General features: G+C 34.0%; 15 protein-coding genes and 1 tRNA gene. 5 read left to right on the top strand and 11 right to left on the bottom strand.

What is annotated here, in order from left to right; genetic code table 11:
- Positions 1 to 62: 62 nt before the first annotated feature.
- Entirely contained in the window at positions 63 to 2,945 is a 2,883-nt protein-coding gene (locus tag FI695_05520) for an FAD-binding protein (protein MQG51420.1), read from the bottom strand.
- Between the two features lie 185 nt (positions 2,946 to 3,130).
- Here FI695_05520 and trxA point away from each other — a divergent pair, with 185 nt between their 5' ends.
- From trxA to FI695_05535, 3 genes are all read left to right on the top strand, one after another.
- Positions 3,131 to 3,454: a thioredoxin gene (trxA, locus tag FI695_05525; protein MQG51421.1), complete on the top strand. Its 324-nt coding sequence runs from the start codon at positions 3,131 to 3,133 to the stop codon at positions 3,452 to 3,454.
- Positions 3,455 to 3,607: 153 nt separating this feature from the next.
- Positions 3,608 to 4,138, top strand: a complete 531-nt coding sequence (locus FI695_05530) for an adenylate kinase (protein ID MQG51422.1) — start codon at positions 3,608 to 3,610, stop codon at positions 4,136 to 4,138.
- Entirely contained in the window at positions 4,138 to 4,623 is a 486-nt protein-coding gene (locus tag FI695_05535) for a hypothetical protein (protein ID MQG51423.1), read from the top strand. Before FI695_05530 ends, FI695_05535 begins: the two co-directional genes overlap by 1 nt.
- Here FI695_05535 and FI695_05540 read toward each other — a convergent pair.
- A complete protein-coding gene (locus tag FI695_05540) occupies positions 4,613 to 5,911 on the bottom strand; it encodes an MFS transporter (GenBank protein MQG51424.1) in 1,299 nt (432 codons plus the stop codon). The two genes, FI695_05535 and FI695_05540, sit on opposite strands and share 11 nt — an antisense overlap.
- Before the next feature lie 106 nt (positions 5,912 to 6,017).
- Between FI695_05540 and FI695_05545 the strand changes: the two genes are divergently transcribed.
- Positions 6,018 to 6,788: a 3-oxoacyl-ACP reductase FabG gene (locus FI695_05545; GenBank protein MQG51425.1), complete on the top strand. Its 771-nt coding sequence runs from the start codon at positions 6,018 to 6,020 to the stop codon at positions 6,786 to 6,788.
- A 5-nt stretch (positions 6,789 to 6,793) separates the two neighbouring features.
- Here the strand turns inward: FI695_05545 and FI695_05550 are convergent, their stop codons facing one another.
- The 8 genes from FI695_05550 to FI695_05585 form a co-directional block, all read right to left on the bottom strand.
- The gene (locus tag FI695_05550; GenBank protein ID MQG51426.1) at positions 6,794 to 7,696 is read right to left on the bottom strand and encodes an isocitrate lyase/PEP mutase family protein; all 903 of its coding nucleotides are present in this window, start codon (positions 7,694 to 7,696) and stop codon (positions 6,794 to 6,796) included.
- Positions 7,697 to 7,713: 17 nt separating this feature from the next.
- Entirely contained in the window at positions 7,714 to 8,691 is a 978-nt protein-coding gene (locus FI695_05555) for a lactate dehydrogenase (GenBank protein ID MQG51427.1), read from the bottom strand.
- A 28-nt stretch (positions 8,692 to 8,719) separates the two neighbouring features.
- Positions 8,720 to 9,613 (bottom strand): dihydrodipicolinate synthase family protein, encoded by an 894-nt coding sequence (locus FI695_05560; GenBank protein ID MQG51428.1) that lies wholly within the window; start codon positions 9,611 to 9,613, stop codon positions 8,720 to 8,722.
- 25 nt (positions 9,614 to 9,638) lie between these two features.
- Positions 9,639 to 10,028 (bottom strand): VOC family protein, encoded by a 390-nt coding sequence (locus FI695_05565; protein ID MQG51429.1) that lies wholly within the window; start codon positions 10,026 to 10,028, stop codon positions 9,639 to 9,641.
- A 20-nt stretch (positions 10,029 to 10,048) separates the two neighbouring features.
- Positions 10,049 to 11,293, bottom strand: coding sequence for a cation:proton antiporter (locus FI695_05570; GenBank protein MQG51430.1), 1,245 nt, complete (start codon positions 11,291 to 11,293; stop codon positions 10,049 to 10,051).
- Positions 11,294 to 11,329: 36 nt separating this feature from the next.
- A tRNA-Arg gene (locus tag FI695_05575) sits at positions 11,330 to 11,405 on the bottom strand.
- Between the two features lie 213 nt (positions 11,406 to 11,618).
- A complete protein-coding gene (locus FI695_05580; GenBank protein MQG51431.1) occupies positions 11,619 to 11,867 on the bottom strand; it encodes a hypothetical protein in 249 nt (82 codons plus the stop codon).
- A 60-nt stretch (positions 11,868 to 11,927) separates the two neighbouring features.
- Positions 11,928 to 12,755 carry an aminopeptidase gene (locus FI695_05585; protein ID MQG51432.1) on the bottom strand — a complete coding sequence of 276 codons (828 nt, stop codon included), beginning with the start codon at positions 12,753 to 12,755 and terminating at the stop codon, positions 11,928 to 11,930.
- A 62-nt stretch (positions 12,756 to 12,817) separates the two neighbouring features.
- Here FI695_05585 and FI695_05590 point away from each other — a divergent pair, with 62 nt between their 5' ends.
- Entirely contained in the window at positions 12,818 to 13,246 is a 429-nt protein-coding gene (locus tag FI695_05590; GenBank protein MQG51433.1) for a hypothetical protein, read from the top strand.
- A gap of 3 nt (positions 13,247 to 13,249) precedes the next feature.
- Here the strand turns inward: FI695_05590 and FI695_05595 are convergent.
- Positions 13,250 to 14,047 (bottom strand): alpha/beta hydrolase (locus FI695_05595; protein MQG51434.1); only part of this gene is annotated, 798 nt, incomplete at its 5' end.

Genomic DNA, 14,047 nt, shown 5'->3' on the forward strand with positions numbered 1-14,047 from the left:
TTAAAGAAATATTAATTGTCAATTAAAAATAAGTACATTTTTAGTAAATATGGGCATGCAATTTATATAATATGGGAATCCATGAATTCTATTAGATGAATTGTTTTCCTTCCTGTGCCGTCTTGGATTTGCTGAGAACACGAAATTCCGGTGGTTACAATGGTTGATTCAGGATTATTTCTAATTGTAGGAAAAAGTCTATGTTCTCCAATTTTCATGGATGTATCATAATGTTCTTTTTCGAATCCAAAAGATCCAGCCATACCGCAGCAGCCCGAATCTAATTCTTGTATTGTTAGTTCTGGGATTAGACGAAGGCAAGATTCTAGGCTTTTTGATCCTACTAGAGCTTTTTGATGACAATGAGTTTGGAAAAAAACTGAAGAAGAGTCAGATTTAAATTCAAGGTTTGTATTATTGAGGTCTAAGGAGGAGAAAAATTCATCAAACAAATAAGTATTATTTGCTACTATTAAAGCCTTTTCATCTGTTATTAATTCAGGGTATTCATCTCTAAGAGTAAGTATGCAACTAGGTTCTATTCCTATTATAGGAATACCTTTTTCAGCAAAAGGTATTAGTTTGTTAATATTTTCTAAGGCCAAATCTTTTGCTTTACCCAATTCTCCTTTTGATACCATTGTTCGCCCGCAACATTCATTTTCTGCAAGAGATACTTTATAACCAGCTTTTTCAAGGATATTAATAGCAGAAATACCTACGTTTACTTGATTGTAGTCAGTAAACGTATCGTGGAAAAATACAATTTCTTTTTGTGAAGTTGAATCTTTGTTTAGTGAGGTATGTTTTTTAAACCATTTCGGAAATGTTATTCTGTTTATTTTGGGCAATGTTCTTCTTCTGTCTATCCCTAGAATTGTATCAGCAAGCCATTTCGTTACGGTCAGAGAGGTAATAAAGTTGTACAAAGGTCTTATTTTTGAATTTATTTTATTTAAAGAATTGACTCTTGAAAATAATTTAGATCTCAGAGGCATTTTATGATTTTTATAATAGTTGTATAAAAACTCGTATTTTATTTTAGCCATATCTACATTAGAAGGACATTCTGCTTTACATCCTTTGCATTCCAAACAAAGATCCATTACGTCATGTAGACCTTTACTAGCAAATGTTTCAGTTGGGATTTTACCTGATAGAACAGATCTTAAAGCATTTGCTCGACCTCTAGTTGAATGTTTTTCTTCTCTTGTTGCCATGTAAGAAGGACACATAGTGCCAGTTAGATGTTTACGGCATTCTCCGACACCATTACACATTTCTACAGCTCTGGAAAATCCTCCATCTTTACTGAAATCTAATAATGTGTCTGGTTCTTTCGATTTATAAGAAGGGCTTAGCCGTAGGTTTTCAGTCATTGGAGGAGTATTAATTATTTTTCCTGGGTTTAATATATTGTCGGGGTCAAATGTAGATTTTACGTCTTTAAAAGCTTGATATAAGGTAGGTCCGAGCATTTTTTCAGTCCATACCCCGCGTACAATGCCATCCCCATGTTCTCCACTGAGTGATCCATTAAATTCAAGTACGAGATCACTTATTTCTTCAGAAATAGTAACTAAATCTTGTAAACCGGATTCAGTTTTTATATTAATCATTGGTCGTATATGCAAACACCCAACACTAGCGTGTCCATAATATCCTGCAGTTGTATTATGACTACGCACAATACTATCGAATCGGCGTACATATTCAGGTAATTTTTCTGGAGATACTGCAGTGTCTTCTACAAAAGGCAAGGGTTTTGAATCACCTTTAACACTCATTAGAAGCCCTAGACCTGCAGCTCTCAAAGCCCATGCTTTTTTTTGTTCAGCAGCAGTTAGAGCTTTTATAGATGCATATGAAAGATTTTTCTGTTGTAATGCTAAATTCATTTTATCAATTTTTGATTCAATTTCTTTCATATCATTGCCAAAAAATTCTACTAGTAAAATTGCTTCTGGATCTCCTTCAACAAAACTTTGTTGGTTTGCAAATCCCAATGATTCTTTACTTCTATCAAGAATCATTTTATCGACTAATTCAATAGCTGATGGCCCGTGTTCAAGTATCATTACAGTTGCTTCCATAGATCTAAACAAATCTGCAAAATGTACTACTGCCAATCCAACATGTGTAGGGATTGGTTCTAATTTGACCTTTGCTGCTGTTATTGTGCCTAAAGTGCCTTCAGATCCAACAATCATCCTAGACATATTTACAGGACCCCCATCATTAAGGAAATCTAGGTTATATCCTGAAACTCTTCTTTGTATTTTGGGATATCGAAAATCGAGCTCTTTTTGATGTTGTTTAGCTAACTTTAGGGTTTCAGAATAAATTCGTTTTTCCAATGAATTGGACTGTGAATCTAAAATATTTTCAAGTTTTGCACCTTCTACATCCTGAAAATGAACTTGTTCAGCATTTGATAAAATTACATCAAGCTCAAGAACTTGATCTGAAGTCTTTCCGTATACCACAGAATGAGCTCCACATGAATTATTCCCTAAAGATCCACCTATAGTTGCTCGACTTTTTGTTGTAGGGTCAGGGGTATAATATAGTCCATAGGGTTTGAGGTGAGCATTGAATTCATCTATAGTAATTCCTGGTTGTACAATTGCCCAGCGTTCTTCAGGATTTACCGTTAGAACCTTATTCATATATTTTGTAAAATCTATAACTATACCGTGGTTTACTGTTTGTCCTGCAAGACTAGTTCCACCTCCACGTGGTAGAAATATAGTTTTACTTTCTGAGCATATGCGAATAATTTCTGCTACATCTTCAGCATTTTTTGGTAGTGCTATACCTAATGGTTCCATTTGATAAATAGAAGCATCAGTACTATACATCCATTTTGAGTATGAGTCAGATTTAACATCACCTAAAATAGATTTTTTGATTTCATTATTAATATCGAGTGATAGATTTATCATACAAATATTTGTTTCACACCAATTAAAAAATCAAAATTATTATAACAGCTTTAAGATGTCATAATATTTTAATTATATCCTAATTCTTTTTATTTATGTTCATATTTTGTTTGACCATTATAGTTAGTAATATTAAACTATCTATAAAGTAGCGTTTATTTATTCAATTTTTTAGGAGAAAAAAGATGGCACACCCTGAACCAGTTACTGATGGTGATTTTAAAGAAAAAGTAATCGACTCAAGTACACCTGTACTTGTCGACTTCTGGGCTGATTGGTGTGGACCATGCAAGATGGTAGCACCAATTGTTGATGAACTTGCAGAAGAATTTGATGGAAAAGTTAAGTTTGCAAAGGTAGATGTTGATACCAATCCGCAAACTTCTCTTAGCTTTGGGATTCGTAGTATACCTTCCTTATTAGTTTTCAAAGATGGAAAGGTTGTTGATCAAGTTGTCGGTGCTGTACCGAAAGCTGTACTTAAGAAGCGTTTAGAAGAAGCTTTATAATCGATAATTCTTACAATTGCCATTTGGGAGTGGATGGGGCCCGGTGGCTTCTGCGGACTTCAACTCCGTTGTCTTGACGGCTTCCCGTTGAGAGGTGGGTTCGACTCCCTCGCACTCCCGCCAATTTGTTCAGGCTCTAGAATTTGGAGAAGAATGAAACCACTAAATGAACTCGGTCAAAAGATAAGTATTATTGGTACTAGTAATAGTGGGAAATCCACTTTAGCACAGTATTTGGCGAAAAAATTAAAAGTTCCATGTTACCATTTGGATCAATTAGCATTTCATCCGAATACTAACTGGGTAAGACGTCCTAGTGAAGAGTTTATACAAGATCATAATAAGCTGTTAAGTGGTGAAAGTTGGATTATAGAAGGTAATTATAGTTCTTGCATGAAAGAAAGATTTGATAAATCAGATTCTGTTATTTGGTTGGATTCTTCAGTTATATCATGTGTTTATCGCTATGTAGCAAGGGCAATTAAAAATGATTCAAGTCGTCCAGGACGTTTGGATGGAGCAACAAAAGAATTCAATTTCGATATGATTACACATATACTTTTTACCTATCCGAAATTAAGAAAAAAGTATTCTGATTTGTTATTATCTGCTAATGTGTCTCCGTTAATTATTAGTTCTATGAAAAAATTGAATAAGTATTACAAAAAATGGGAACTCTGTTAATGAAGAAGACTATATATTATTCTGAACGACAAAGGTTTAATCAATGGTGGGTTTGGGGTAGTGCATTTTTGGGACCAGTTTTGTTATTTTTACCATTGTTAGGATTAATTCTTTCTGGCGCATCTTATATTGTACTGCTATTAATTTTTATTTTGACATTTTGGTTACCTATTTTTCTATACTGTATACATTTAGATACAGAAGTAAATGAATATGGTGTATCCGTTAAATTTAGATTTTTTCATAGAAGTTGGGTTGAGTTTAGATTTCATGAAATTGAATCTGTAGAAGCTTGTACTTATAAACCGATAAAACATTATGGTGGATGGGGTATCCGATATGGACTCAAAGGAAAAGCATACAATGTTAGTGGTAATGAAGGGGTTCTAATTAACTTTAAAGATGGAACAAATATATTGATAGGGTCTTCTAATCATGAAGCCTTACAATTAGCAATACACGAAAGGTTAAATACTAACTTTTAAAATCCCATAAAGGTTTAAATATAAATATACCTACAATAAATAGAGTAAAAGTTATTGTTCCGCCAATTAGTATCGCTATATCAGCACCGTAAAACTGTGCAATACTGCCAGCAATTAGAGCACCTACCGGCATCAAACCGTGGTCTAGCATATAAATACTCATAACTCTGCCTCTCATAGAATTTGGGGTAATAGTCTGAATAATTGTATTGTTCGTTGAATGATAGATCATTTGAAACGCACCTTGAAATATTATTACTATCATTGAAAATATTAATAATTTAGTTTGTGAAAAAACAATTAATGATAATCCAGCCAAAATACCGATAGCAAATAGCATCTTTCCCTTATGCGTGAAATTACCAAGACTAGCTAAAACTAATGTTCCAATAAATGCGCCTAGACCCATGGAAGATAAAATGTATCCCAGTCCATTGGCATCTACCTCTAATATATCCTTGGAGAAAACAGGCATTAGGCTTTGTGTAAATGGCATCATAAAAATTGAGGGAACTAGAGCCAAGAGAACTAAGGCTAGAGTAGTTTTTTCTTTAACAACATATCGTATACCTTCAATTAAATCCTCGGCAAATGAATGATTGGATAATTCTATTATGTTGTTATCGGGTATTTTTATAGGAATAACAATCAAAGTTACGAGAAAAAATGATATAGCTTGAATAAAAAAATTAGTTGCTGGGCCAACAGCTACAATTAATATACCACCAACAGCTGGACCAAGCATTCTCGTTATATTAAACGCAGCAGAGTTAAGCGCAATTGCATTCATAAGATCTTTTTGTGGTACTAAGTTTGGAACTAATGCCTGACGCACTGGATTACCAGATGCCCAACCCGCTCCACTCAGCATTGAAAATACAAATATGTGCCATGTTTGAAGATTGCCAGAATATATGAGTAAGGCAAATGACAGACCCAGAAGAGATAATAAAAGGTGTACAGCTATCAATAACCTTTTTCTGTCCATTCTATCGGTGATAACTCCTGCAATAGGACCCATAAAAAGGAAAGGCAAAGCCCTTATACCAGTTACTGCACCTGTTAAGAAAGCAGAATTAGTGTATTCATAGGCTAACCATCCTAAAGTTACTTGTTGTATCCAATTACCAGCAGATGTGAAAAATGTACTTGTTATAAGGAATCGAAAATCGTGATATTGCAAGGATGTAAAGGTATGAAATTTAAACCTAGACTTTTTATTAAGATTTTCGATTTTATTTAGCGAATTACGACTCAATTTATAGTTACCTTTACGAAATAGTTGCATAATTAAAATAAAATGTAAATCAAATATCTGTTTCAAAAAACATTGTATGAAAAATTTTGCTAATATTTATATAATTTCATTTATTTAAATGCTAGGTAGGTAAATCATGTCTATAAAAGGTAAAACAGCCTTGGTAACAGGTTCTAGTAGGAGCCTAGGAAAATCAATTGCAATAGCATTAGCAAAAAACGGCGCAAATGTTGTTATTAATCATCGCGATAGTGAAAGTGAAGCTATTGAGGTTTCTAAAGAAATTGAAGATCTTGGTGTTAAATCTTTAGTAGTTCAAGCAGAGGTGTCAAATAAAGATGATGTTTTAAAAATGTCAGAATTAGTCCATGAGAAGTTTGGTGGAGTCGATATATTGGTAAACAATGTGGGTACAAGTGCAATGGTGCCATTTTTGGATATGACAGATGAAGATTGGCATCAAATAATAGGTATTAATTTGCATAGTTTTTTTTATTGTACACAAACCTTTATAAGACATATGGTTAAAAACCAATGGGGTAGGATAATTAATATTACTGGACATGCATCATTGAGAGGTAGTCCATTTGCAGCCCATACTGTTGCAGGTAAAGGTGGTGCAGTTGGTTTTACTAGGTCTATAGCAACTGAATTTGCTGATCAAGGAATTACCTGTAATAACGTAGCTCCTGGTCATATGGATACACCGCCAAGACGACCGTACTATACCCAACTTAAGGAAGAAGTAGGACAGGAATGGTACGGAGGATGGATTTCAAAAATTCCTATGAAAAAATTAGGTGATCCTGATGAATTTGGAGCATTATGTGCCTTTTTAGCTTCAGAAGATGCATCGTATATTACTGGTCAAATGTTTCTTGTGAATGGCGGAATAATGTATTCTTAAATTCATTAATTATGGGCATAGCGTTCTTCTAACTCATTAAGCATATCTATTCCAGTAAGACTATTAATTTCTTCAAACGATGATACTAAATCTGGTCGTTCGATAAGAGATTTTGTTTGTATAGATTCTTTTAAGATACCCAAAGCTGTTTTCATACCAGTAAGTGCTGCGCCTGTAAGTAGCCTTGGATAAATTACTGCGGATATTCCTATGTTCTCTAATTCTTGGGCTGAAATTAAAGGAGTTGTAGACCTTGATCTAATGCCAAATCCCATATTAATTGCTAATGGTTTAGATATATTATTCACAACTTTCTCCATATCTTTCAAAGATAATAGAGCATCTGCAAATAAGAGATCAGATCCAACACTTTCAAATGCTTTTAGACGATTGATAACCTCATCGATACCGTCAGTTGCGAAAGAATCTGTACGTGACATGATAACGAAATTGGGGTCTTCACGCGCTTCAACTGCAGAACGAATCTTTTGGGTAGCTTCTTCTCTACTTATAACGTTTTTACCCTTCATATGTCCACACCTCTTGGGCCATACTTGATCTTCAATCATAATTCCTGATACACCTGATTGTTCAAATTGTTTGACCGTAAAGTGAACATTAACTGCATTACCGTAACCAGTATCAGCATCAGCTTGTAAAGGAATAGTTGTACAATTTACCATTGCTCTTGACCGAGAAAGGTTTTCTTCAAGTCCCATTACCCCGACATCAGACATTCCGAGTGCACTTTCACTTAAACCTGCTCCTGAAATAAATCCAGATTCAAATCCCAGATGTTCTACTAATCTAGCACTGAATCCATCATAAACTCCAGGACCAATAAGTATATCTTTCGATTCAAGTAATTTCTTATATTGTTTTCTTTTCGTGGTAGCTGCAGAGTCCATAAGTATTTCCTTTATATTTAATTTTCGTAACTTTTAGCCACTCCTAGTGGAGCTTTGCCCTCATGGACACTTTTTATATTACTGTAAGCAAACTCAGCTCTTCTAAACCATGTATCCCATGTAGTTCCTGCACTATGAGGAGTAACTATTGTGTTGTCTAATTGCAGTAAAGGATTATCTTTTTCTACAGGTTCAGTGTTCATTACATCTAACCCTGCTCCAGCAATGGTATTATTTTGTAATGCTTTGATGAGGTCAGGTTCATTTACAACTGGTCCACGACTAGTATTTATCAAAATTGCAGAACTTTTCATTAATGATAATTGCTGAGTATTTATTATTCCTTTAGTTTCGTTCGTTAAAGGTGTATGTAGTGAAATTATATCGGATGTTTTAAATAATTCTTCAAGTTCTACGTAAGATAAATTTAGATTTTCCTCCTCTTTTTCAGACAAACGATATTTATCATGATATTGAACAATGCAATCAAATCCTTGAACACGTTTAGCAACTTTTTTCCCTATATTTCCAATACCGAAAATTCCTACTTTTTTATTTGCCATTTCATAGGTATTAAAACCATCAACAACACCTCTCCAATTACCTTCTCGTACACCTTTATCACTTAAAGTAAGTTTTTTATATAGAGCCAACATAAGTAACACTGCATGATCTGCGACTGCCCAAGAATTTGCTCCACCGTTATTTGCACAGGAAATATTCAATTCTGCTAATAATTCAAAATTCATGCGATCGTACCCAGCACTCAAAAGTTGTATAAGTTTGAGGTTTTTTGCAGATTTAATCAGAGAATCTGGGAGAGCAATACCATAACCTATTATAAATTCAGTATCTTCAACAATTTTATGAGTGTTCTCGCTATCAATACCCTCGTTAATAATAGTTGTTTCAAAACCTTCTGGAGTGTATGTTGCTATCACTTCAGCCAGATGTTTTGGTAGATTTGTAATAAAAACAATTTTGATTTTACTCATAGTGTCTCCGTTCACTTTTCTTGTTTTATTAGTACGGTACTTCTAGTTTTGTAAGTAAATCATGAAATTCATCTTTAGTTTCTTGGCTTAATTCCGGGCCAGGATGTCTAACTCTATAGCTACTTATCAAACCACGATTATGAAGTGCATATTTTCGTATTGATATACCTATTCCTTCTTGAAACTCAAATAATAGCATTGGTAAATATTTAAAAAATATACTTTCAGCTTCTTGCAAATTACCATTAGCTACATTTGTATAAATATCGACCAGAACTTCTGGGTAAGCAAATCCAGTCATTGCACCAGAGGAGCCTCGATTCAATTCGTCTAATAAAAATACTCCACCTAATCCACCAAAAATAGATAACTTATCACCAGTTAAATTTCTTATAGCAGTAATTTTGCTTGGGGTAGGAGGGTCTTCAAGTTTAAGGTAAATTACTTGGGGAATTTTTTCAGCCAATTGTGATATAAACTGGGGAGGCATATGAACCCCAGAAGTTTGAGGATAATCTTGAACTACAATAGGAATATCTATGCAATCAGCAATTTTTTCATAATGATTTAATAAAGAGCCTAAGTTAGGTTTCCCCATAGGAGGAGCAGAAATCATAACCGCAGATGCACCTAGGTTTTCAGCCTCTTGGCTATACTTTATAGCTGCTTTAGTACTTGCTGCAGTTGTCCCAACAGTAACAGACAAACCATTTGCTTTCTCAATGACTTCTCTTGTTATAATTTGTCTTTCTTCATCTGTCAGGCGAGCTGATTCACCTGTAACTCCTAGTACTACGACGCCTTCACATCGAGAAGAATGTGCTTTTTGCATAAGGTTTGAAATTGAATTTACATCTACTTCTTCATTATCTAAAAATGGAGTTGCAAGCATCCAATGTACACCGGTAAATGTTTTAGTCATAAAATGCTCCTTTTACTGTTGTATATTATTTTTCAACAATTTGGATAAGAACACCATTTGTTGATTTAGGATGCAAAAATACCTGTCCTTTAGGATTATCAGCGCCAATTAATTGTACTCCGTTAGATTCCAATTCCTTTATCGATTGTTCTATATTTTCAACAGCCAAAGCAACTAGATGTACACCTTCCCCTGATCTTTCAATCTTACGTCCAACCGGGGTTTCTGGACCAAGTGGTTCAACAAGTTCAATATGAGTACCATTTCCAAGATTGAAAAAAGCTTGTTTAATGCCAAGTTTTTCAGACACATCTGTACGTTCTAGCTCCATACCCATTCCATTTTGATAATTTGAAATGCCTTGGTTTAAATCTTTGACCGCAATAACAATATGATCAATCCATTTATAGTCCATAATTTATCTCCTGTTTTATATTATTTTTTTATTCCATCTTGGTTGTTTTTAAATAATCTAGGTAGGATGATAGAAGCAATAATCGTCGTAGACATTGTCATAATTACTGAAACACCGAATAGATCTGTACCAATTATTCCTTTTGATAAACCTATACCAGCAATAATTAATGCTATTTCACCTCTAGGTATCATACCTACACCTATTCTGAGAGAACCTATTCTATTGAAACCAGAGAAAAAGGCAGGAATTCCACTACCTATTAATTTGTCGAGTGTAGCAGTTAGAGATAAAACAATACCAAACACTAAAACAGGAGTACTGATAGCTGAAAGATCTACCATCATACCCATTACAACAAAAAATACTGGTACTAATAGGTTGTAAATATTATGTAATTGATGTTCTATTTCATGTTTAATTTTTGAATTAGACATTCCTAATCCAAAAGAATAAGCACCGATAATCATTGCGAGGCCAAAATGTTCAGCCAGTGCTGCACAAATAAGTGCTAATCCTAATGGTATAGCTACCAAGGCTCCCTCTGTATTAAATCCAGAAATAAACCTAGAAAGAGGACTTGATAAAAGGAAACTTAAAGCAGTTATTGCTAGCCAAATTCCAACAGCTTGTACAGCTATGATTAAGATATTTGAAGATGAAATAGTTTGGGTTTCATTTAAACTTATAACTATTGCTAAAACCAATATTCCGAAAACGTCATCGAATACTGCAGCAGCTAAGATAGTAATACCTTCAGCACCATCTAACTTTCCGAGGTCTTTAAGAATACGTGCAGTAATCCCAATTGATGTTGCAGTCAATATCGATCCTATAAATAAAGCTTGTATACTCATAAAGGACTCTGCAAATCCAAACAATACAGTTAAGCTTGCTCCTACTGTAAAGGGAACAGCTACTCCACCAATTGCAATAAAAAAAGACTTTCTTGCATATTTGAGAAATTGTTCTAGGTTTGTTTCTATACCAACGACAAACATGAGGACCAATGATGCAACCTGACCAAGAAAATTTATTTCTGGAGGTATTTCATGACCATGGTCTCCAGGAAATAACGGGCCAAAAGAACCTAATGCTATTGCTCCTAAGGCAAATGGTCCAATGATAACTCCTGCAAATAGTTCACCAAGAACAGGTGGGACTTTTATATATCTTACTGCTATTTCAGCAGCTGATTTTGCTACAATAAATATGATTGCTAGTTGTAACATTAACTGAATAATATGTTCTGCGTGACCTTCCATAAATTCAAAACTCCATTAAATAAATTATAGTTGTTATGGCACGCCTGGAGGGATTCGAACCCACGACACTCGGTTCCGAAGACCGATGCTCTATCCACTGAGCTACAGGCGCTTATTCAGCACATTTTATATTTAAAATGACCTAATTACAATGATCTAACCATTGATAGAAATCTTCATTTATTCTCCGTATAACAGTTTGTATAACAATATTGACTAAAAAGGATCATAGAAATTCTTCACGATTTATAAAACCTTGACTAATAGAATCCGATAGAACACTTCTTATAATATATTTATATAATTACTAGTTAATTAATAGAATCTATGAATATATAACTACAGAATATATAAACCATATAAATCCTAATCCAAAAAATGGTATAGCGTAATTATTTCCCAAGATGACCAATACTATAGGACATACAACTGAACAAAATATAGCGGCTGCAGCGATTGGTGGAATCGAAAATGCCATAGCCATACCCCACAACAACATCACATTAACTATTAGGGTTTTAATCCAGCTTTTTTGAGATATAGCGTCCTGTAATTCATTAATTAAATTCTTCATCCAGAAATTTTATCACAATTTACATGAGGGTGAGCCTAATGGACTGTTAAACATAGTTTATTATGTTAATGTTCCAGCTAAAAGAATAGTTGCGTATATGAGTTTAAATGCACTAACAAAATCATCAGATTCGTATGATATAGTTTTGCGATTCTCACGTTGTATTTCTGGAATATAACAGGCAAGATCTGCCATCAGGTCATTTGAAAATTCAACAGATAGTTTAACATTTTCATAAATCTTAGGTTTGAAAATAGAATAATTTTCCAGACATTCTTTTGAACTTTTTTTTATCAGTTCACAAGCATTTTGAGGAGATAATGAAATAGCAGAATGTGTGCTAATTGCTTCTTTAATAGATACACCAATTATATTTGGTACAGTTTTTTTAGCTTCTCTAATTATATCTGTATCACCACTAATCAGGCCGATTGGTACATTATATTGACCTGCAATTCCAAGATTTAAATCAAATTCACTTGCAGGTATATTATTAATAAAGATATTTTGTATGACACTAGACCCACGAATTGTATGACTTAGTACTCCAGGTTCGCCTGGCCTATTGTGATAACCAATACAAAGTGCAATATCAATGTTTTGATCTGCACCTTCCATCATGCAGAGAGGTCTAGGAGCTCCAGTAATCAATTCAGCTCTAGGATCTATTAGATCAGGCAGTAAATTTCTAAATGATCCATGGCTATCAGCTATGAGGACTCTATCGGCACCACCTTCAAAACATCCCTCAATAGCTGCATTTCCTTCGAGAGTCATAATATTTCGCATATGTTGATAGTCTTGACCTCGGTATCTATTTGTTTGATCAGTATCTACAATACCACTTATACCTTCCATATCTATTGAGATGAGTGCAGAAATTGTCATATCAATCCTCCCGAATATGTTTTATATTTATGTAGAATATAGAAAATTTACTTAAAATCAATATGTTAGGTACACATATGGCAAAAATGGATCAGAACGAAATAGAACAATTTTTAAAACAACCATATATAGCGCATCTTACAGTTTTAGATGAATCCAACAATCCATTCCCAGTGCCAATTTGGTTCAAATATGAAGATGGTAATTTATGGTTAATAAGCAATATTAAATCCAAAAAAATCCAACATATTGAAAAAAATCCAAACGTTTCATTATCTATTGCTAATAGTGCAAGGCCATATCAATACGTAATATTTAATGGGATTGCTGAGATTAGTGATCCAGCTGATTCCAATAAAATAATTCAGGTTTGTACTAAGTATGATGGTGAAATTGAGGGGAAGAAATTTGCCCAACTGTTAATGGAAAGTCGTCATACAATTATTATCAACATTAAAATCACTAAAACAAATGCTTGGATAGATAGATAAATTCTAATCTGGATTACAAAAGGATCTAATCGATTCTATTGTTTTGTCCCAATACATTAAGGCATGTCCAGCGTTAGGTATTGTTACTAATTGCGAATTTGGAATTTGTTCAGAAAGTTCCTTGCCAAGAGGGTATGGTACCTGATTATCTGAATCTCCATGTATAACAAGGGTTGGTATAGTTATTTCGTTTAGTCTGGAAGATAAGTCTGAATCTGCATATGCAAATTGATTTCGTAATATACCCATAGCATATATCGCTTTTTCATTATCTGTTAAAGAACTTGTAAGTTGTTTAATCTCTTGATTTCTTGTAGCAACAATAGATTTTCTTTCCTCAGGAATCGGACCAGATCCCTCTGGTGGTAAATATAAAGATAATAACGATGGTTCGTTTCGTAGAATATCGAAAGCCTTATCTGGGCCAAGATCGTTTAGAGTTTTATGACGACTTTTTAATTCTATACAAGCCTTCGTTCTATATTTATTTTTCCAAAGTCTAGAACTGGTATTAACTAATATTAATTTATCGACATCATTCTGAAAATTCAGAGTATAATTTAAAGATATTGGTCCTCCAGCAGATGATCCAATAATTGTAGGTTTATTTAGGTCTAGATGTAAAATAAGTTCTCGTAAATCAGTTGTAAGCATATCAAGAGAATGAATTTCATTTGGATAACTTGATCTACCTGCAGAACGACGATCATAAGTAATGATGGTGTTACTTTCACTTAAACTAGGAACCCATGAATCATCTCTTGGCATTACGGTAGAATCCGCACCACCATAACCACCATG

The sequence above is a fragment of the SAR202 cluster bacterium genome (assembly GCA_009392515.1).
Classification (GTDB): Bacteria; Chloroflexota; Dehalococcoidia; order Lucifugimonadales; family UBA6952; genus UBA6952.

Coding starts and splice junctions, on each gene's coding strand:
- FI695_05520 (MQG51420.1), bottom strand. CDS start 2,945: ATGATAAATCTATCACTCGATATTAATAATGAAATCAAAAAATCTATT.
- trxA (MQG51421.1), top strand. CDS start 3,131: ATGGCACACCCTGAACCAGTTACTGATGGTGATTTTAAAGAAAAAGTA.
- FI695_05530 (MQG51422.1), top strand. CDS start 3,608: ATGAAACCACTAAATGAACTCGGTCAAAAGATAAGTATTATTGGTACT.
- FI695_05535 (MQG51423.1), top strand. CDS start 4,138: ATGAAGAAGACTATATATTATTCTGAACGACAAAGGTTTAATCAATGG.
- FI695_05540 (MQG51424.1), bottom strand. CDS start 5,911: ATGCAACTATTTCGTAAAGGTAACTATAAATTGAGTCGTAATTCGCTA.
- FI695_05545 (MQG51425.1), top strand. CDS start 6,018: ATGTCTATAAAAGGTAAAACAGCCTTGGTAACAGGTTCTAGTAGGAGC.
- FI695_05550 (MQG51426.1), bottom strand. CDS start 7,696: ATGGACTCTGCAGCTACCACGAAAAGAAAACAATATAAGAAATTACTT.
- FI695_05555 (MQG51427.1), bottom strand. CDS start 8,691: ATGAGTAAAATCAAAATTGTTTTTATTACAAATCTACCAAAACATCTG.
- FI695_05560 (MQG51428.1), bottom strand. CDS start 9,613: ATGACTAAAACATTTACCGGTGTACATTGGATGCTTGCAACTCCATTT.
- FI695_05565 (MQG51429.1), bottom strand. CDS start 10,028: ATGGACTATAAATGGATTGATCATATTGTTATTGCGGTCAAAGATTTA.
- FI695_05570 (MQG51430.1), bottom strand. CDS start 11,293: ATGGAAGGTCACGCAGAACATATTATTCAGTTAATGTTACAACTAGCA.
- FI695_05580 (MQG51431.1), bottom strand. CDS start 11,867: ATGAAGAATTTAATTAATGAATTACAGGACGCTATATCTCAAAAAAGC.
- FI695_05585 (MQG51432.1), bottom strand. CDS start 12,755: ATGACAATTTCTGCACTCATCTCAATAGATATGGAAGGTATAAGTGGT.
- FI695_05590 (MQG51433.1), top strand. CDS start 12,818: ATGTTAGGTACACATATGGCAAAAATGGATCAGAACGAAATAGAACAA.